General features: G+C 63.7%; 16 protein-coding genes. 9 read left to right on the forward strand and 7 right to left on the reverse strand.

The features are described from left to right. The first annotated feature begins 1 nt into the window (after window position 1). Genes AC50X7_RS07190 through deoC form a run of 3 tightly spaced genes read left to right on the forward strand, consistent with a single transcriptional unit; the run spans window position 2 to window position 4169 of the window. Entirely contained in the window at window positions 2–1492 is a 1491-nt protein-coding gene (locus AC50X7_RS07190; RefSeq protein ID WP_494978367.1) for a sugar ABC transporter ATP-binding protein, read from the forward strand. Next, entirely contained in the window at window positions 1489–3477 is a 1989-nt protein-coding gene (locus AC50X7_RS07195) for an ABC transporter permease/substrate-binding protein (RefSeq protein ID WP_494978368.1), read from the forward strand. Before AC50X7_RS07190 ends, AC50X7_RS07195 begins: the two co-directional genes overlap by 4 nt. Before the next feature lie 23 nt (window positions 3478–3500). Next, complete coding sequence (gene deoC, locus AC50X7_RS07200; protein ID WP_494978369.1) at window positions 3501–4169, forward strand: deoxyribose-phosphate aldolase; 669 nt, start codon at window positions 3501–3503, stop codon at window positions 4167–4169. Window positions 4170–4283: 114 nt separating this feature from the next. Here deoC and AC50X7_RS07205 read toward each other — a convergent pair whose 3' ends face one another. Next, entirely contained in the window at window positions 4284–5279 is a 996-nt protein-coding gene (locus AC50X7_RS07205; RefSeq protein ID WP_494978370.1) for a GlxA family transcriptional regulator, read from the reverse strand. 132 nt (window positions 5280–5411) lie between these two features. Between AC50X7_RS07205 and AC50X7_RS07210 the strand changes: the two genes are divergently transcribed. Next, window positions 5412–6050 (forward strand): isochorismatase family protein, encoded by a 639-nt coding sequence (locus tag AC50X7_RS07210; protein ID WP_494978371.1) that lies wholly within the window; start codon window positions 5412–5414, stop codon window positions 6048–6050. A 34-nt stretch (window positions 6051–6084) separates the two neighbouring features. Here the strand turns inward: AC50X7_RS07210 and AC50X7_RS07215 are convergent, their stop codons facing one another. Continuing rightward, window positions 6085–6783: a maleylpyruvate isomerase family mycothiol-dependent enzyme gene (locus tag AC50X7_RS07215; protein WP_494978372.1), complete on the reverse strand. Its 699-nt coding sequence runs from the start codon at window positions 6781–6783 to the stop codon at window positions 6085–6087. Window positions 6784–7053: 270 nt separating this feature from the next. Between AC50X7_RS07215 and AC50X7_RS07220 the strand changes: the two genes are divergently transcribed. From AC50X7_RS07220 to catC, 4 genes are all read left to right on the forward strand, one after another. Next, on the forward strand, window positions 7054–8439 hold the full coding sequence (locus tag AC50X7_RS07220) for an MFS transporter (protein ID WP_494978373.1): 1386 nt from the start codon (window positions 7054–7056) through the stop codon (window positions 8437–8439). A 119-nt stretch (window positions 8440–8558) separates the two neighbouring features. Next, window positions 8559–9503, forward strand: coding sequence for a LysR substrate-binding domain-containing protein (locus tag AC50X7_RS07225; protein ID WP_494978374.1), 945 nt, complete (start codon window positions 8559–8561; stop codon window positions 9501–9503). Beyond that, a complete protein-coding gene (locus AC50X7_RS07230; protein WP_494978375.1) occupies window positions 9500–10603 on the forward strand; it encodes a mandelate racemase/muconate lactonizing enzyme family protein in 1104 nt (367 codons plus the stop codon). The genes AC50X7_RS07225 and AC50X7_RS07230 overlap by 4 nt, the downstream gene beginning before the upstream one ends. Before the next feature lie 27 nt (window positions 10604–10630). Then, window positions 10631–10909, forward strand: coding sequence for a muconolactone Delta-isomerase (gene catC, locus AC50X7_RS07235; protein ID WP_494978376.1), 279 nt, complete (start codon window positions 10631–10633; stop codon window positions 10907–10909). A 36-nt stretch (window positions 10910–10945) separates the two neighbouring features. Here the strand turns inward: catC and AC50X7_RS07240 are convergent, their stop codons facing one another. The 5 genes from AC50X7_RS07240 to benA form a co-directional block, all read right to left on the reverse strand. Continuing rightward, on the reverse strand, window positions 10946–13774 hold the full coding sequence (locus AC50X7_RS07240) for an AAA family ATPase (RefSeq protein WP_494978377.1): 2829 nt from the start codon (window positions 13772–13774) through the stop codon (window positions 10946–10948). 61 nt (window positions 13775–13835) lie between these two features. After that, window positions 13836–14663 (reverse strand): 1,6-dihydroxycyclohexa-2,4-diene-1-carboxylate dehydrogenase, encoded by an 828-nt coding sequence (locus AC50X7_RS07245; RefSeq protein ID WP_494978378.1) that lies wholly within the window; start codon window positions 14661–14663, stop codon window positions 13836–13838. Continuing rightward, window positions 14663–16234 (reverse strand): benzoate 1,2-dioxygenase electron transfer component BenC, encoded by a 1572-nt coding sequence (gene benC, locus AC50X7_RS07250; protein WP_494978379.1) that lies wholly within the window; start codon window positions 16232–16234, stop codon window positions 14663–14665. Before benC ends, AC50X7_RS07245 begins: the two co-directional genes overlap by 1 nt. A gap of 84 nt (window positions 16235–16318) precedes the next feature. After that, on the reverse strand, window positions 16319–16855 hold the full coding sequence (benB, locus tag AC50X7_RS07255) for a benzoate 1,2-dioxygenase small subunit (RefSeq protein ID WP_494978380.1): 537 nt from the start codon (window positions 16853–16855) through the stop codon (window positions 16319–16321). Window positions 16856–16888: 33 nt separating this feature from the next. Continuing rightward, window positions 16889–18271 (reverse strand): benzoate 1,2-dioxygenase large subunit, encoded by a 1383-nt coding sequence (gene benA, locus AC50X7_RS07260; RefSeq protein WP_494978381.1) that lies wholly within the window; start codon window positions 18269–18271, stop codon window positions 16889–16891. A gap of 330 nt (window positions 18272–18601) precedes the next feature. On the opposite strand from benA, the gene catA reads away from it, so the two are divergent. After that, the gene (catA, locus tag AC50X7_RS07265) at window positions 18602–19486 is read left to right on the forward strand and encodes a catechol 1,2-dioxygenase (RefSeq protein WP_494978382.1); all 885 of its coding nucleotides are present in this window, start codon (window positions 18602–18604) and stop codon (window positions 19484–19486) included. The last annotated feature ends 61 nt before the right edge of the window (window positions 19487–19547 follow it).

Consider the following 19547-nt stretch of genomic DNA (forward strand, 5'->3'; position numbering starts at 1 on the left):
CATGACGATCACTCTCAGCGGTGTCACTAAATCATTCGGGCCCAACCGGGTTCTCCGTGGCGTGGACCTGACAATTGAACCCGGCGAAATCGTGTCCCTCGTCGGCGAGAACGGCGCCGGAAAGTCGACACTGACCAGGATCATTGCAGGCGCGTACCAAGCCGACGGCGGCGAGCTTCTCCTAGACGGGAAGGTGCGGAAATTCGCGACCCCCCAGGAAGCCATGGCAGCAGGCATACAGGTCATCTACCAGGAGTTGAAGAACAACCTGTTCCCCCAGCTGGACGTTGCGTCCAACATCTTCGCCCATGACGGAACCGGTGAATTCGGCAGGATCTTCGTCAACAAGGAGAAGATGCATGCCCGCGCCAAGGAACTGCTCAGCCAGGTCGGGATTGACGTTGACACGCGCCTTCCTGTGGGAAAGCTCAGCTTTGGCCAGCAACAGCTGGTCCAGCTTGCCCGCTGCCTGAACCACTCGGTCAAGCTGCTCATCCTCGATGAACCGACGGCGGCACTGGATGACCGCGAATCAGAACTCCTGTTCGCCCAGGTCCGCAAGATCCAGGCAGCAGGCGTCGCTGTTGTCTACATCAGCCACCGGCTGCCGGAAGTGTTTGCCCTGTCCGACCGGATCGTGGTCATGCGCGATGGCAAGGTTTCCAAGACGGGAGCTGCCAAGGAACTGACCGAGTCGGAAGTGGTTGCAGCCATGGTGGGCGGCGAGGTGGAGAATTTCTACCCCAAGGAACACCACGCCACTGACCAGGTCCGGCTTGACGTCCAGGACCTGGAATCTGCCGACGTCAAAGGCATCTCCTTCAAGGTCCATGCCGGCGAAGTCCTCGGGATCGGCGGCGTGATGGGTAGCGGGAAGGGCGAAGTCCTCCGTGCACTCTTCGGCCTGGAACATGCAACCGGGACAGTTCAGATCGACGGCAAGCCGCTGGACCTAAGATCACCCCGCCACTCCATCAGCGCAGGCATCGCCTACCTGACGCCGGACCGGCAGGCAGAGGGCCTCGCCCTCGAACAGCCCATCTCACACAATGAATCGCTCAGTACGCTCAGCGCCGTGACCCGCAACGGCGTTGTGACGCTGAAACGTGAGCGGGACCGATGCCAAGACATTTCCACCCGGCTCAACATCAAATGCAACAGCATCGATGATTCCGTGGGCACACTCTCCGGCGGAAACCAGCAGAAAGTCCTGCTGGCCCGCTGCCTCCTGAGTAACCCCGCGATCCTGTTGATGGAGGAGCCCACGCGGGGCGTCGATGTAGGCGCCAAGGCTGAAATTTACGCCATCATCAACGACATCGCGGCCCAAGGCGTCGCCGTCGTCCTTGTCTCTTCCGACCTCCCCGAACTAGTTGAAATGTCTGACCGGGTGCTGGTCATGCGCGAGGGCAGCATCAACGCTGAATTGTCCTCCGACGCCATGACCCAGCAGTCCGTCCTTGAACACGCAATGGAGACCGTATCCCGATGAAAAAGATTTCCCTCTTCAGTGACCAGCTCCGTGCGGTGTGGATGCTCGCCTTCGTGGCGCTGGCACTCGTCTTTGCCACACCCCTTTTCCTGCAGCCGTCCAACATGCTCAACGTCCTGCTCACCGCAGCCGTGGTAGCCCTGATCGCCATGGGCCAGACGTACGTCATCATCCTTGCTGAAATCGACCTCTCCGTGGGCGCCGTCCTCGGCTTCAGCGCGATCGCCACCGCAACGGTCATCAGTCAGTACGGTACGGCAGCGGGACTCGCCGCTGGCCTGGCCGTCGGTGCCTTGGCCGGCGCGATCAACGGCCTGCTTGTGACCAAGGCCAAGATGCCCTCCTTCATCGCCACCTTGGCAACAATGTCAATCTTTGCCGGTCTCACCTTGCAGTTCTCCCAAGGCAACCCGGTGAAGGTCACGGACGAGGCGTTCCTGGCACTGGGCCAAGGCAACCTGCTGGGCGTCCCCACGCCCATTTGGATCATGCTGGTATTGGGCGTCCTGTTCGGCTACATCCTCGCCCGCACCCGGTACGGCCGCGAGCTCTACGCCACGGGCGACAACGCCGATGCCGCACGCCTCGCCGGTATCAACAGCGAACGGGTCAAGATCCAGGCATTCATGATCTCCGGCCTCCTGGCAGCCACAGCAGGTTTCATCCTGACCGCACGCCTCGGCACGGCACAACCCACAGCGGGTACCGGCCTTGAACTGGCCGCCATCGCCGCCGTGATCATCGGCGGCACAAGCCTGGCCGGCGGGCGCGGAGCCCTCCTGGGCACCCTCGTCGGCGCAGTACTGCTTGCCATGATTGACAACGGCCTGAACCTGCTAAATGTTTCGCCGTTCCTGCAAAGCGTCGTCAAGGGCGCCGTCATCCTGCTGGCCGTGTTCGTTGACCGAAACTCGGGGGTCCTGATGCGCGTCTTCCGTGGCCGTCCGAATCCCGTGTCCACCGAAACAGCCTCCCGGACTAAGGGACGCATTGCAGCGCCTGCCCTGCCTAAGATCGCGATGATTTCCGTCGTCGGCCTGCTGGTTGTAGGGGCAGGAGTCACCACTGCCGTCCGCGGTCAGGACGCCGCCGGTGGTGCCGGCACGCAGCAATCGGCCACGCTGGTCATCTCGACGCTGAACAACCCCTTCTTTGTTTCGGTCAGTGACGGTGCCAAGGACCAGGCAGGAAAACTGGGCCTGAACCTGGACGTCCAGAATGCCAACAACAACGACACTTCCTCACTCAACCAAGCCACCACCGCGTTGGTGAAGAAACCCGGTGTGCTGCTGCTTGACCCGACCTCGAGTGAAGCGGGCGGGTCAATTACCGTACAGGCCAACCAGGCCGACGTGCCCGTCGTCGCCTTCGACCGAGTGCCGGACCAGGGCAAGCTGGCGGCGTTCATCGGCTATGACGCCGTGCAGGCCGGACGGAATGGCGCAAAGGCACTCTGCGAAGCGGTGGGCGGATCGGGCAAGGTGGCCGAACTACAGGGACTCCTGGGTACCAGCGTCGCCAGAGACCGGTCCGAGGGGTTCAACGCCGGAATGAAGGAATGCAGCGGAGTGCAGGTTGTGGCCGTTCAGTCGGCGGACTTCGATCGAGGCAAGGCCCTCGACGTAACCACCAATATCCTGCAGGCTAATCCGGATATCACCGGCATCTACGGGGCGAATGACGAGATGGCTCTCGGTGCCGTCGCCGCCGTCAAATCACGCGGCTTGCTGTCCTCTATCAAAATCGTCGGAAATGACGGAATCGGTGACGCCCTGGCCGCCGTCAGAAGTGGCGAGATGTACGCGACGAACGCCGAGTCTCCGTTCGCGCTGGGCCAGGAAGTGGTCAAGATCGGGCACGCGGTGGCTACCGGTGAAACTGTTGAAGCGTCCCGCGTGCTGCAGGGCAGGCTGGTCACCGGCAGCGGCGTCGAGGAGTTCTGCACGTATCTCCGCGGCATAGGCGACACCGCAACCTGCAAGTGACCCAACCCCATCCAAGGAGAATCATGACTGAACTGAATGCAGCCGGGATAGCGGCAATCGTGGACCATACTTACCTGCAGTCCACTGGAACAAGGGCCGAAGCGGAGAAAGCGGCCACCGAAGCAGCAAGGCTCGGGACGTATTCGGTATGTGTGTCGCCGTCGATGCTGCCCTTGTCCACAGCCGGCATCCGGATCACGGCAGTGTGCGGCTTTCCTTCCGGAAAACACCGCAGCAGCATCAAGGCAGCCGAAGCGCGGGAAGCCGTCCAGAACGGCGCCGACGAAATTGACATGGTCATCGACGTTGGCGCCGCGCGGGAAGGCGACTACGGTGCAATCCAACGCGACATCGCTGCCGTTCGGGCAGCCGTACCTGCACCCACGGTACTCAAGGTCATACTCGAGACCGCCGCCCTCACGGACGAGCAGATTGTTCGCTGTTGCGTTGCCGCCGAGAGCAGCGGCGCTGACTACGTGAAGACGTCCACGGGCTACCACCCGAGCGGCGGGGCTACTGTCCACGCCGTGGAGCTCATGGCAAAGACGGTCGCACCCCGTCTCGGGATCAAGGCGTCCGGTGGAATCCGCGATTGGACAACAGCCCAGGCAATGATCGCCGCCGGCGCTACCCGGCTTGGCTTGTCCGGTACGGCAGAGGTGCTTAACGGCGGCCAAAGCACGGGGTACTGACGACAGACCTCCCTGCTTACTCCCGATTGTTATCTACAGCGAGAGGGTGTCGGCGTCCGATGGAATTTTCATCGCGCCGGCACCCTTTCGGGTTTCCGCAGGTGATCAGCCGTCCTAGGGTCCAGAAACTGTGGCTTGCATAGTCACGGCCGACCCCGTGACCCGAGCACGCGTATCGAAATGGCGCCTGTACTCCGTTGGCGTCGTGGAAAAGGCGGCCGCAAAGTTCTGCCGGAGGGTGACGGCGTTGCCGAATCCACAGTCGGCGGAGATCTGGTCTATCGAAAGATCTGTGGTTTCAAGCAGCCGCCTGGCTGCGTCAAGGCGGCGGGCGCGGATCCAGGCGGCCGGCGTCGTACCCGTTGCTGCGCGGAAAGCACGGACAAAGGTGCGTCGGCTTAGGTGCGCCTGCGCGGCGAGCCGGTCGATGGTGAGCGGTTCACCCAGGCGGACGAGGGTCCATTCGAGCAGCTGGGAGATTGGATCGTCGGTGGAGCGGGAAGGTACAGGACGCTCAATATATTGCGCCTGTCCACCCTCCCGGTGCGGCGCGATGACAAGGCTGCGTGCCACCTGGTTCGCAGCCTCCGCTCCAAGCTTGGTGCGCACAAGGTGCAAGCAGGCGTCCAGGGCGGAGGCGGTACCGGCAGAGGTCAGGACGTCGCCGTGGTCGATGTAGAGCACCGACTGATCAAGGGCGATATCCGGGTGCCGCGTCGCCAGGGAATCGAAAGCCTGCCAATGCGTAACTGCCCGGCGCCCTGCGAGCAACCCTGCATCTGCGAGGGGAATCGCACCCAGGCACAGCCCTAGAATCGGCACCGCCCGCCCGTGTGCCCCTTGAAGCACCTGCCGCAGCGAATCGCTGAGGACGCGCCCGTCGTCGAACCATGAAGGCACCACCACGACGTCGGCCTCTTCCGCCGCCTCGGGCCCTTTCACCTCGCCCAGCCGGTAGCCCTCAGCGGTTGTAACCTCGCCCTCCTGGTCGGAGAAAAGAAAGGTCTTCCACTCGGCCAGGCCTTGACGGGCCACCTCGTCAAAAACCATCTGCGGAACAGCAAGGTGAAACATCGTTGCCCCATCGAAGGCGTAGACCGCGATCCTCATTCTGGCCCCTTCCACGACATTGGCCCGATTCCATCGTATATTCGCCTTTGTGCCACTGTTGATGCACATTGGCAGCGGGAAGACTGGAACAGTTGCCAGAAGGCAGCCGAGAACCCCAGGGAGAAAACAAATATGAGCACCCCCCGCCGCGCCCTCATCCTCATCGACGTTCAGCAGCAGTACTTCAGCGGCCCCCTCGAGATTCAGTACCCGCCGCACCAGGAGTCCCTGCCCATGATCACTAAGGCAGTGGACGCCGCCACCGCCGCCGGCATTCCGGTTGCCGTCATCCAGCACTCCGCCGGCGAAGGTGCACCCGTGTTCGCACCCGGCACCGCGGAATTCGAGCTGCACCCCGAGATTGAACGCCGCAGGACAGGAGAATGGAAGTCGCTGGTCAAGCAGTACGGCTCCGTCTATGCCGGCACGGAGCTCGCCGAATGGCTGCGGAAGCACGACGTCGACACGGTCACCTTGGCGGGCTACATGACCAACAACTGCGTCCTCGCCTCCGCCGTGGAGGCAGAGTTCCTCGGCTTCACCACCGAAGTCCTTTCAGATGCCACCGGCGCCATCAACCTCGCCAACGACGCAGGTTTCGCTGATGCCAAGACCGTGCACACGACACTGCTCGCGCTGCTGAACTCGAACTGGGCAGCAGTAGCGGATACCGAGACCTGGACCCATGTACTGGGCGCCGGGCAGACCCTCAATAGGAGCGACCTCGGCAGCTCCGCAATCGCCGGCCCGGAGCTCGTCCCCCAGGCGTAAACAGGCGTCTTGGGGAGTTGAAGGCGCCAGCCCTTTACCAGGAGGGCAGTGCCGGCACCGGGCCGGTCACCTCTACATGTTCGGCGTTACCGCGTGCGAGCCACTGGAGCAGGCCCTCGCGGTCGGACTCAACCCGCAGCCCGCCGTCGCCGATAAGCCACTCGTCGCGCTCTTCGGTCACCAGCCTCATTCCCGGGGCGCCTTTGGCGCGCAGCGAACGAACCACAGCTTCGAGGGCATTCAGCAGCGAATCCGGGTCAGCTTCCTCGATGGTCCATGCGGTGTCCAGGTCATGGTGGTGCACCACTACTTCGGCGATTCGAAGCGCCACGATGGACGTCGCAGGGATCACCCTGCCGCTCACCTGGACTTCCTGGGCCTTGAGCTCTCCGCCCAGCCGCGAGGCCTGCTCCGCGAAATCCCCGGCAGCCGCGCGCACTTCCCCTATGAGTTCCTCTCGCGGAAGCGCTGCCAGTGCGGCGATCGCCTCCGAGCGCGCCTGGCTTGACGCATAAAGCTGCCGTTCCTCGCCGGAAACAGCCCACTCTATGAGGTTCAACAGCGCGCGGGCGTTGGATGCGACGTGGGCGATGACATCTGCCCGGGTCCACCCATCGCACAGCGAGGGAACGGCCATCTCATCGTCGGCCAGGGACTCGACAGTAGCCAAAAACATGTCGGTTTCCCTGCCCAGTCGGGACAGGTCTGAGTGCAGGCGTGCGGGATTGATCATCCCGCCAGCCTATCCACGGGCAAGGGCCTAAACCATAGCCACCGCCCTGCTGTTCCATACCGGAATCGTATGGACTGATTGCTGCAGATTCATTACCTCAACACCTGCTTTGATATCCAGGAGCGCACCAAAACCCCCCGGGCAGAAGCCCGGGGATTTCCCTCATATGTCTTGGATCACACCTCTGTCAGGCTGAAACGAGCGGTGGCTGCTGCCCGGCTATTTTGCGCCGCAGCCACCTTCACACTCACCCGGAGAGGACTTGGGTCCATGACACAACCGCATGCCGTTATTGCCGAATACCCACAAAAAGAAGCACGCACCGCCAATTGGGTTGCCTTCATCATCTGCACTGCCCTCCTGTTCGATGGCTATGATCTGGTCATTTACGGCACTGTTCTGCCGGGACTGCTCGCCGACCCGTCCCAGATCGGTTCGTTTGATGCGGCCACCGCAGGACTGCTGGGATCCTGGGCCCTGGTGGGAGTACTAGTAGGTTCACTGGTCTGCGGTGCCGTCGGCGACTTTTTCGGCAGGCGCCGGCTGATGCTCCTGGGCATCACCTGGTTCTCCCTCGGCATGTTCATCACGGCCTTGACCACAAGCGTCGCTGCTTTTGGTGCCATGCGGTTTGTGACAGGACTGGGCCTGGGTGTGGTAATTGCGACGGCGGGCGCCACCATGGCAGAGTTCGCACCCGCAGGAAAGCGGCAGTTCTACAACGCCGTTGTGTATTCCGGCATCCCGGCCGGCGGCGTCTTCGCGTCCATCATGGGCATCCTGCTCCACAACAGCATCGGCTGGCGCGGATTGTTCATCATCGGCGCCCTGCCGCTCGTCGTCCTCCTTCCCATTGCGTGGTTCAAGCTCCCCGAATCGCCCCGGTGGCTGCTGGCCCGGGGACGCGAAGAGGAAGCAACGATGGCCTCGCAGCGCACCGGCGTCCCCCTCCTTGAAGAGCGAGTGATCCTGGAGGTTGGCGCCGCGCCCCAGAAGTCCGGATTTGCCGCCGTCTTCTCCCGCCAGTTCGCCGCAGCCTCCATGCTCCTGGGCCTGATGTCGTTCTCGGGCCTCCTGCTGACCTACGGTCTCAATACGTGGCTGCCCAAGATCATGGAGGGCTACGGCTACGGCCGGACGTACTCCTTGTTCTTCCCGCTGGCACTGAACCTGGGTGCAGTGGTGGGCGGACTGGTCGCCTCCCGACTGGCGGACAAAAGCGGCCCCCAGCGGGTAATCGCCACCACGTTCGGGCTCGCTACCGTCTCCCTGGTCCTTATGACCTTCAGCTTCCCGCTGCCGGTGCTCTTTACCTTTATTGCCCTGGCAGGCGTCGGAACCCTGGGCACCCAAGTACTCGTGTACGGATTCCAGTCCAACTACTTCACCACGAATGCCCGCGCCGCCGGCGTGGCATGGTGCGCCAGCGTAGGGCGGCTCGGCGGAGTACTGGGGCCGATTATCGGTGGCTGGCTGATAGCAGCAGGCATCGGCGGGTCCACCGCCTTCTACATCTACGGTGCGGTGGCGCTTGTTGGCGCCGTGGTCACCGTCCTGGTCCCGCACCAGCGCAAGCTGGAAGAGGCCGAACACAAAGTCGAGGAGATCGCCGAAAGCCGGATTGAGAGCCTTCTAGCCGTGAACCAGCCGAAGTAGCAGGTCTCACCGCCCCGACAAATTGAGTCAAAAGAATATACTAGTAGAAGCTTTTACGGTTATTCTTGATATCAATAGGCGGTCCCTCGGACCGGACCAATCGGAAGGGCGGCACCACGGTGGAGATCCGGCAGCTGAACTACTTCATTGCGGTTGCGGAAGAGCGGCACTTCGGCCGGGCGGCCAAGCGCCTGCACATGGCGCAGCCACCGCTGTCGCAGCAAATCCGCCAGCTGGAAGACCAGCTCGGGGTGCAGTTGCTCAACCGCACCACGCGCAGGGTGGACCTCACAGCGGCGGGGCAGCTCCTCCTTGACCGCGGCCGGCAGATCGTCAATGACGTAGAAACTCTCAAGGCTGACGTCTACCAAGTGGGCAAGGGTGCCACGGGCGTTCTCCGGGTGGGTTTTTCGGGGTCCGCGACCTACGGTGTCATGCCGCAGATCGCCCGCCTTGCGAAGGAGGTCCTTCCCGGTGTGTCTCTTGCCCTGAACGGGGAAATGCTCACGCCCTCCATGGAGGCAGGGCTGCGCGACGGAACTCTGGATGCGGCCTTGCTTCGTCCCCCGGTTGCCTCCGAGGACATCGACTACCGCGTCGTGACCCAGGAGCCGCTGGTCCTCGCGCTTCCCTCGTTCAGTGCCCTGGCAGTGGACGGGACTGTGGCGATGCACGAACTGCAGGATCAGGACTTCATCGCCTATGCGCCCCAGTCTGTGCTGTACCGCATCACGTCAGACCTCTGCCGCCAGGCAGGCTTCAGGCCACGCATCACCCAGGTAGTCGGCGAGACCTCCACCATGCTGGCGTTCGTGGCTGCCGGCGGTGGCGTGGCGGTCATGCCGTCCAGCGTGCGGGCCTTCCAGCTCGACGGCGTCGCGTACCGGGAGATCGAAAACGTCCCGCCGGTGGAACTCGCCGTCGCCTGGTTGCGCGGACCCCGCTCCACGCTGCTCAACAACTTCCTGGACGTCGTGGTGGCCGCAACCGCGGGCCCTTCGGCCCCTGATCCATCGCCCGGCACTGCGTCGATTCCCACCGATGAAAGGCTTTCCCAGTCATGAAGATCGCAGCCATTGAGGCGATTCCGTACTCGATCCCCTATCTCCACCCGCTGCATTTCGCCTCTGGTTCCGTCCATGAAGCCGACCATGTGCTCGTCAGGCTCCGCACCGACGACGGCGTAGTGGGCACCGCCGACACTCCGCCGCGTCCGTACACCTATGGTGAGACGCAGAAGTCCATCGTTGCGGTGGTGCAGGATGTTTTCGCTCCCCAGCTGATCGGCGTCGACATCTTTGACCGCGAGAAAATCCAAGAAATCCTGTATCGGACAATCCATAACCAGACCGCCAAGGGCGCCGTGGACATCGCGCTGTGGGATGTCATTGGCAAAACCCTCGGGCAGCCGGTAACGAAACTGCTGGGCGGGTACAGCGATTCTTTGCGCGTCTCCCACATGCTCGGCTTCAAGCCTGCGGAGGAACTGCTGGCGCTGGCCCTGGAATTCCGTGCAACCTACGGCATCAACACGTTCAAGCTCAAGACCGGCCGCCGTCCGCTCCACCTCGACGTTGAGGCGGCCCGGGTACTGCGGGAAGGCCTGGGCGAGGACGCCGACCTCTACATGGACGCCAACCGGGGATGGTCCGCCAACGAGGCTGCCGAGGTACTGCGGCGTACCGCGGATCTGGGCCTTCAGTTCCTGGAAGAGCCGGACGACGCCCGCGAAGTCCTGGGCCGCCGTCGGCTGGTCACCAATTCCCCCATCCCCATCGCCGCGGACGAATCCGCACCCAATCTCGGCGAAGCCGCCCGGGAGATCCTCAACGGCGGGGCGAACCTGCTTGCGGTAAAAACTGCCCGGTCGGGCTTCACCGAAGCCGCCAAGATCGTGGGCATGGCCGAGGGCATGGGCATCGACGTCTACATCGGCAACCAAATCGACACACAGGTGGGCACGGTGGCTTCAGTAGTCTTCGGCGCAGCCTTCGCCCACACGGCCAAGCGGGCAGCGGAACTGTCCAATTACCTGGACATGGCCGATGACCTGCTGGCCGAGCCGCTGACCATCGCCGAGGGGCGCATCCATGTCCCCGAGGGCCCCGGCGTGGGCACCGCCGTCGATGAGGACAAGCTCGAACGCTACCGCACAGACCGATAGCCGCCCCTTCCACCGAGAGGAACCCCCATGAAGTACCTGGTCCACATGGACGTCAACCTGCCCGCCGACCTGCCCGCCCCAGAAGCCGCGGAGGTCAAAGCCAAGGAAAAGGCTTACTCGCAGGAACTGCAGCGGTCCGGTAAATGGCCGGAAATTTGGCGCGTGGTGGGTGAATACGCCAACTACTCGATCTTCGATGTCGATTCCAACGACGAACTCCACGAGATCCTGCAGAACCTGCCGCTGTTTCCCTACATGGACATTTCAGTAGTGCCTCTCGCCAAGCACCCCTCCGACATCAAGTAGGCGTCAGCGCCATACCCGGCCCAGCCGCGGTCCGGATCAGTCCTTGGCCCGGAACGCGGCTGCGAGTTCGCTGCGGGAGCGGATGCCCATTTTCCGGTAGAGCCGCGTCAGGTGGTACTGCACCGTCTTCTCCGCGAGGAACAGGGCCCGGGCGGCCTCCTTGTTCGTGGCGCCAGCCGCCACCAGCTCGGCCACCGCACGCTCCTGCGCGGTGAGCTGGGCATGGTCGCTGGCAGCGGCCAGTACCGGATCGGCGGGATCGGGCAGGTTCCCGACGTCGAGGCCAGTCGCCATAAGCTCGCGGTCGCACCGCTCCACGTAGGTGGCAGCCCCCAGCGAGTCATACAGGTCCCGGGCCGCACGCAGCACCGAAGAGGCCAAGCGGCGCTTGCCGGCCCGGCGCATGCTCTGTCCGAAGGCGAAACTGATCCGTGCCCGCAGATATGGCCGGTTCAGCCCCCGCAGATGCCCCAAGGCGGCTTCGAAGTGTTCCCTAGCCGTATCGGGGTCCCCCTGTGCCGCAAGGATCCGTCCCCTTGCCCACGCCATCCTCGCCAGGTCGGAGGGCACTTCCCGCTCGCGCCGCACGCCCTCGAAAGCTGTGAGGAAGGAATCAGCGGCGTCGAGCTGGTCTGTCATGACAAGGGCGTTGACGTACGTATCCTGCCACGGCCAGAACGACACGCGGTTTTCGGTCCATGGGTCCAGCTCCGTCAGCGGCTGCAGCACGGCCAAAGCGCTTTCGTAGTCCGCCCGCGCTTCGTGGAAACGCGCCCGGGCCAGGCTTGCGGGGACCTGCATTACGCGGTAAGTCCCCGGCTGGACCGCCGCCTGCGAGACGTAGTAGCGTGCACGGTCCCAGTCGCCGCGCATGGACCAGAGCTCAGCAGCGGTCCAGTACAGCAGGGGCCGGATCAGGGGCATCCGGGAGGTCTCCAGCCGTACGCTCGCCCGCGCTACGGTGGCGGCGGCCGCGTCCCAGTTCCCGAGCACGAGGTGCGTGCGGGCCAGCCACGCCTCGGCCCAGAGGGAGATCCGCAGAGACCCGCCGCGGTATTCGGTGGGAGCAGCGGACTCGAAATTCACCAATGCCGATTCTGCATTGTCCAGGCGCAGGGCCAGCCAGCCGGCCCCCATCTGGACCCGTTGCTTCTGGGCGTTCTCGGCAGCATGTGCAAAAGCCCGCTGGTAGGACGCTTCCGCCTCTCCCAACCGGCCCCGGGCAAACAGGCCGAGGCCGTATATCGCTTCCGATTCGATGTGGGCCGGTGTTCCCGGTTCCGTGAGCTCCATTGCGCGCTCAGCCCAACCAGTAATCATCGGCCCATCCCAGGACGCCACCCCGTGCAGGACAAAACGCTGCGCCACCTGCGCGGCTGCCACGGGTTCACGCTCCGGGTTGCTGGTGCGCCAGGCCATCTCCAACTGGGTCTGCGCGCTGTCGTTCTGGCCGGACACCGTGGACAGATAGCCCAGCACCGATGAGCGGAGCGGAGAGGATGGCAGGGCATCGACGGCGGCAGTCCACATCTGCGCCTGGGCAACGTTTCCGGACCCAACAAGGGCGTCGACGGCCCTCAGCAGCCTGTCGTTGCGGGAGCGGATATCCAGCGAGAGCCGGGATGCGGAGAACAGCGCCGTCGAAACGTCCTGCCATGCCCCCACTGTGGCTTGGCGCCGCGCGAATTCCTCCAATTCCCTGGCCAGGTCCTCGTTGGCAGCGGGCGTGGCCGAGACCCTGTGGCCCAACCTTTCGCCCTCCAGCTGAACGGCGTCAGCGGCCAGGCGGTGCAGGGCAATGCGCCGGCTGGGAACGATTTGTTCGTAAATTGCTTCCGAGGTGCCGGGTTCATGGAATACGACGGCGGAACTCGCCTGGTCAACGGACAGCCCCAGGAGCCCGGCACGGTGTCCCTCGTCCAGGGCGTCCAGGACGTCATGCACCCCGCTGACCCGGGACACTTCGGCCAGGCCGGCGCTGCTCCCGAGCACGGCCGCAGCCTCCGCGACGGATACCAGCCCGGGGGACGCTGCCGCCAGGACACTGCGCACCCGCGCCCGGATCCGGGAGGTAGGCGGCAAAGAAGGGAACCACGCCAGCCAGGTCTCTGCCGGCAGCTCGCGAAGCAGCTCCACAATCGGCTGCGGCAGCCCTTTGGTGTGCCGGACCAGGCCGTGCGCCGCCGTGACACTGAGATCAATGCCGAGCAGGCGCCGGGCCAGGTCCTGGACCTGCTGCGGGGACAGCGGCTCCAGCGGGATGCGCGTCACCTGATGCCCGGTGAGGAAGTCCAGGACCCCTGCCGGGACACGCGGAGCGTCGACGGAATTGAGCGTCAGCAGGAACAGGACGCGTTTTGCATGCAGCCGGCGCATGACGAAGGTGAGTATGCGGAGGCTCTCCATGTCGAGTTTGTGGACGTCGTCGACGGCTACAACTACGCTTCCGTGGGACTGCAGTCCTTCGAGGTGGGAGCTGAAGGTAGAAGCGTAGTTGACCACCTGGGCGGCGGTGAGAGCGGCGACGGGGGACGATTCCAGGCGCGCGCCGCCGTCGTAATCCTTCGCCGAGCGCAGCGGCAAAGTGAGCATCAGCTGGGAGTAGCCGGCAAGCGCAAACTGGGCCTCCCAGTCATCCCCCATCGCAGACAGCACCCGGATGCCACGCGCCCCGGTCCGGCAGTGTTCCAGGAAGGAATCCAGCACGGCCGTCTTCCCCGATCCTGGCGGGCCGGTAAGCACCACTGTTTCCACTTTGCCCTTGCGGACCGTGCGAAGGATTTCCAGCAGTTCTTCGAAGACCCCTGCCCGGCCGATGAGCGGCGGGTCGTCCGCTGCATCGCCTTGGATGGACCCCGCTGTCATGGCCGCCAGTTTACCGGAGCGGCTTGTCCGGCCCGAGCGCCGGGCATCCACGATGGGTGCCTTATCCCAGGTCTCCGCCGGCGACCGGAAGTATGGTCCCTGTTAAGTAGGAGGCTTCATCCGATGCCAGGAACACAATGGGCGCCGCCTGCTCATCCAGGGTGCCGTAGCGCTTCATGAAGGAGGATTCGACGGTCTGGTCGACAATGACCTGGTACCAGTCCTTTTCCGTGTCGGACTCGGCCTCAGGCCCGCGCTTGACCTGGCGCGGGGGAGCTTCGGTACCGCCGGGGGCGGTAGCCATCACACGGATGCCACGCCCGGCCACCTCCATGGCCAACGCCTGGGTCAAGGCATTGACGCCGCCCTTCGCAGCCGCATACGGCACGCGGTGGAGGCCGCGGGTGGCTACTGAGGAAACGTTGACGATCGTCCCGGATCCCTGCTTCAGCATCGCCGGCAGCACGGCCCGGCAGCTCCAGAGGGTAGGAAAGAGCGAGCGGCGGATTTCCCGCTCGATCTTGTCCTCGTCGTATTCTTCGTAGGGCCGGGCCCAGATGGTGCCGCCCACGTTGTTGACCAGCACGTCCACCCGCCCGTGGACGGCAAGCGCGGCCTCCACAGCCTGCGCCGCTCCCGCGAAGGTCTCAAGGTCAGCGGTCACAGCGGTGGCCGTGCCCGCGGAACCGGAAGCCTTCGCGGCCTCATCGATACTGCGCGCCGCCTCATGAACCAGCTCGGCTCGGTCCACCAGTACGACGGCGCCGCCCTCGGCGCCGATCCTCTGGGCCACCTTCTGGCCGATGCCCTGGGCCGCTCCGGTCACTACGGCTATCTTGCCGTCGTACCGGCCCGGGGTGATGAACTGGCCCGCATATGGCACTGCCATTAGCGGGCACCCTTGGCATCGATCGCCGCAGCCATGGTGTCCTTGGCACCGCCTGCATGGGCCATCATGACCTCCCGCACGCGTGCCTTGTCCTGGCGTTCGAAGGCGTCGACGATATCAAGGTGGTCCTGCGTGACGCGCTCAAAAATCCGGGTTCCCGCCTGGAAGGCCGCCGCCATCTGGGCGTGGACGTCGAGACGGCGGTAGGACTCGAGGAGCATGGGGTTGTCGCAGATGGTGAAGAGATATTCGTGGAACTCCTCATTGGTGCGTGCGAACTCTTCCGGCGCCGTCACGGTACCCGCCTCGACGGAGCTTACGGTTGCCTCGGCGAGCCGCCGGAACTGGCGCAGCTGCTCAGCGCTGAGCCGTCCCAGCATCAGCTCGCTGACTGCAAGCTCCAGGCCCATCCGGGCATCAAGCTGCGCGAAACTGTCCTCCTTGCGGAAATCCAGCCGGCCGGTCTCCAGGGAAGAGACAGCCTCCGCGCGGCTCATCGTGTCACCCTCGGCCTCGATCTTCTCCGCGGCTGCGGGCGCACCTGTCTCGGCATCGCCGCCGGTAGCTTCTTTCGGGGCGAAGCGCTCGAAGTAGAAATTGGCGGGCTGGATGCCCTCCGTATCCAGCCATTTCGAAACGGCGTTAACCATGGGGGGCGGGCCGCACAGGTAGATGTCCACATCGCCGCCGTTGAGATGGGCTGGCTCGATGATCTGGGTGACATAGCCCGTGTGCGGGGCGGAGGTACCGGGTTCGGAGGCAATGTAGTCCCAGGTAAAGGCCGGCAGTTTGGCCTCGTATTCGCGCAACCACTCCAGGCCGACGATATCCGCCTCACGGGTCAGCCCGTAGATGAGATGGACCGGGGTGGCCGGCGGGTTGTCGGAAAGTTTCTCGAGGATTGACAACAGCGGGGCCAGCCCGGTGCCGCCCGCCAGGAGCAGCAGGGGACGCTTGGGTTCGCGCAGGAAGAAGGAACCGTACGGTCCCGTGAATTCGATGGTGTCCCCCACCGCCGCCCGGTCCCGCAGGTATTCGGACATCGCACCCTGCGGCGTCACGCGCACCATGAACGATGCGCCGTCCACCTCGGGGCCGCTGCTGAACGAGTAGGAGCGCTCGGCGTCGGTGCCCGGGACCTTGAGGTTGACGTACTGGCCGGGAAGGAAGGCCAGGGCATCCCGGTCTTGCACCTCCAGGGCGAAGGAAACAGTGCTTTCCGAGTGCTTGTTGAGTTCCTTCACGGTGGACGTGAAGGTGGTGGCGGCCGTTTTCGCGGACTCCGATGTGGCGGGGATCTGGATGGCCAGATCCGACTCCGGCACTGCCTGGCAGGTGAGCATGTAGCCCTTTTCGAGCTCTTCCTCGGTCATCGCGTCGTCGATGTAGTCTCCCGGGTCGAAGGAGCCGGAATCGCAGAAGGCCTTGCAGGTGCCGCAGGCGCCGTCGCGGCAATCGGACGGGATGTTGATGCGTGCCTTGTAGGCGGCGTCCATGACGGTCTCGTAACTGCCGACCTTGATGACTTTGGTGACGCCATCCTCGAAGCTGAGGGCTACTTTGTGGCCCATGATGTCCTCCTGACTGGGCGGACGCGTCGTCGCGGCCCGGAAAAGTTCAGATGTGCCGGCAGGCACAGGGTGTGTAATCGGTCGTCAGACCATGTAGACATCCACCACGTGGTGGATGTAGTCGTTCTTCAAGATGACCTTCTTCTTGAGGATCACCGGCTCCTCGCCGGCGAGATCGATTGTGTAGAAGCTGGTTCCGAAGTACGTGTCCGTTGTGTTGTAGCGGAAGTACAGGGTGAACCAGTTGAAGCGCACTTCCACCCGGCCGCCGTCGTGCTCGAGGATCTCGATGTCCGTGAGGTTGTGGCCGGTACGCGGCTCCGGCAGGGAGGTGGCGGATGACCGGTCCGTCTTGATCCGGAACACGCGGTCCTCGATGCCGCCGCGGTTGTCGTAGTAGATGAGGGAGATCTCATTCTGCGGATCCTGGGTGAGCCTGTCGTCCACGTCCCACGCAGGCATCCAGAATTCGGAGTCCGGGTGGTAGCACTCGAGCCACGCGTCGAACTGGCGGTCATCCAGCAGGCGGGCCTCCTTGTACAGGAAGGCACGGACAGTTTCGAGCGTGGCGATCTCCTGTGCGGTCTTGAGTGCCGCAGCGGGTTGGGTCAGGTTGGTCATGTTCTGCACTCTCTCTGGTACCAGGGGTCTTGGTCAGGCGGTGACGGGAAGGCTGTCCGCCGCGGAGCGCTCCTCTGCCACCAGGGCCTGGTCCATGACTTCCTTCCAGTAGCCGTGCTGGATCGGGTACAGCCCCTCATCCTCAGTGCGCACGCCAGAAGCGATCACCTTGGTCATACCCAGCGCCCGGGCCTGTTCGTCAGGGCCTGGAATCTCGTGGGTGGAGCCGCGGGTCATGTCGTTCCACGGCGCAGACGTGGCCCAGTAGGTCTTGTTGCAGGACCGGAATTCCTCAAGGTCGTCCGGAGTTGCCATACCGGTGGCGTTGAAGAAGTCCTCGTACTGTCGGATGCGCTTGGACCTGTTCTCCTGTGATTCGCCCTTCGGGGCAATGCAGTAGATGGTGACCTCGGTCTGGTCCGCGGAAATGGGGCGAAAGTGGCGGATCTGCGAGGAGAACTGGTCCATTATGTAGACGTTCGGGTACAGGCAGAGGTTGCGCGAGATGTTGATCATGAAGTTGGCCATTTCCTCGCCGTACTTCGCCACCAGCTCGTCACGGCGGTCCCAGAGCGGGCGGTCCTCCGGGTTGGTCCATTCCTGCCACAGCAGCAGGTGGCCGTGATCGTAGGAATAGAAGCCGCCCTTGACCTTGCCCCATTTGCCGGCGTCCATGGCCTTGGTCGTGTTGGCGGAGTCACCGGCGCTGCGGCGGGCGGTGGTGGCCGCGTAGTTCCAGTGCACGGCCGTGACGTGGTAGCCGTCTGCCCCGTTCTCCGCCTGCACCTTCCAGTTGCCGTCATAGGTATAGGTGGACGCCCCGCGCAGGACTTCCAGTCCCTCGGGGGACTGGTCCACGATGGAGTCGATCACTTTTGTGGCGTCGCCGAGGTGCTCTTCAAGCGGAAGGACGTCGGCCTTCAAGGAGCCGAAAAGGAAACCGCGGTAGGACTCGAAGCGGGCAACTTTGGTGAGGTCGTGGGACCCTTCTTTGTTAAAGGTCTCAGGGTAACCCGCATTGCGGGAGTCCTTGACCTTCAGCAGCTCACCCGAGTTTTTGAACGTCCAGCCGTGGAACGGGCAGGTGAACGTGGTGCGGTTGTCCGTCTTGCGGCGGCACAGCATGGCGCCGCGGTGCGAACAGGCGTTGACGATGCAGTTGAGGTTCCCGTCCTTATCGCGGGTGATCACCACCGGGGTACGGCCAATGTTTGTGGTGAAGTAGTCCCCCACGTTGGGAACCTGTGACTCGTGGGCGAGATAAACCCAGTTGCCCTCGAAGATGTGCTTCATCTCCAATTCAAAAATTTCCTGGTCGGTGAAGATCTCGCGCTTGGCCCGGATGACGCCGTTCTCACGGTCTTCAATCACGGCGTCGGCAAGGACCTCGCGGACATGGGTCAGGTTCTCGGTCATGGCGTGCTCCTCCATTGGAGAGTGCTGGACGGATGGGCGGGAGGTCCGGGACCAGGTTGAGTGCCTGCTGCGGACGTTCTAGCTATTCTTTCCCCTCGTGACTGTCCTCACATCAGGTAAATACCTAGGGTTGACCAAGGGTGCGTTTATGTATCGATAATGACTAAAAAGCTGTTAAATCAATATTTGTAGCGTCCTTATGACGGTGCCTACGATGAGTGGGACCTCACGCGATGCCGCGTCCCAGCAGGTGCCGCCTGCGTCCGGCGCTTCGCGGCGGGTGCAGGAGTCCGTCCTGTCCCCCATTCAAAAAGGAAGGTGGAAACCACCATGACTGAGACCCAAGCGGATAACCGTAAAGAGACCGAGGGAACTGCCGTCGAAGCGGGTTCGAAGGCTACCGAGCGCTTTGCCGCCTCAGGCAAGCTATCGCGGCTGGATGTGCCCAAGGAACGGGTGAGCCTTCTGGCGGGGGCGCTGATCAAGGCCGCCAATGACATCGTCGTCGAGCACCAGGTCACCTACGAGGAGTACAACGCGCTTAAATCGTGGCTGATCAAGGTAGGTACAGACGGCGAATGGCCGCTGTTCCTCGACGTGTGGCTTGAGCACACCGTGGAGGACGTCAACTCTCAGGACCGTCCCGGCACCAAGGGCACCATCGAAGGCCCCTACTACGTGCCGGGCTCGCCGGAACTCGCATCTCCGGCCACCGTGCAGATGCGCGAGGACGAGGAAGGCATGCCGCTGCGCTTCAGCGGCCGCTTCACCACTACGGACGGCAACCCGATCCAGAATGCCCAGGTGGAGATTTGGCATGCGGACGCCGCCGGCTTCTACTCCCAGTACGCTCCCGGCCTGCCCGAATGGCTGTTCCGAGCTACGGTCAAGGCGGACGACGACGGCCGCTTTGAGATCAACACGATGCGCCCGGCACCGTACCAGATACCCACGGACGGGGCCTGCGGCCAGCTTATCAACGCGGCAGGCTGGCACGCCTGGCGTCCGGCGCACATCCACATCAAGGTTTCGGCACCCGGTTTCCAGCCCGTGACCCAGCAGCTTTACTTCCCCGGCGACCCCCACAACGCCGACGACATCGCCTCAGCGGTGAAGGCTGAACTGATGCTCGACCCCCGTCCGCGCACGGACGGCGGCGCCGGCGAGGAAGTCGTCTACGACTACGTCCTCGCCAAAGAGGGGCAGACCAAGTAGGAACCACTCCAGTGGTTGCCGGGACCGTAGGCCCCGGCAACCAAGGCGCTCCGGGATACAA

Source organism: Pseudarthrobacter sp. Hb11 (assembly GCF_059383655.1).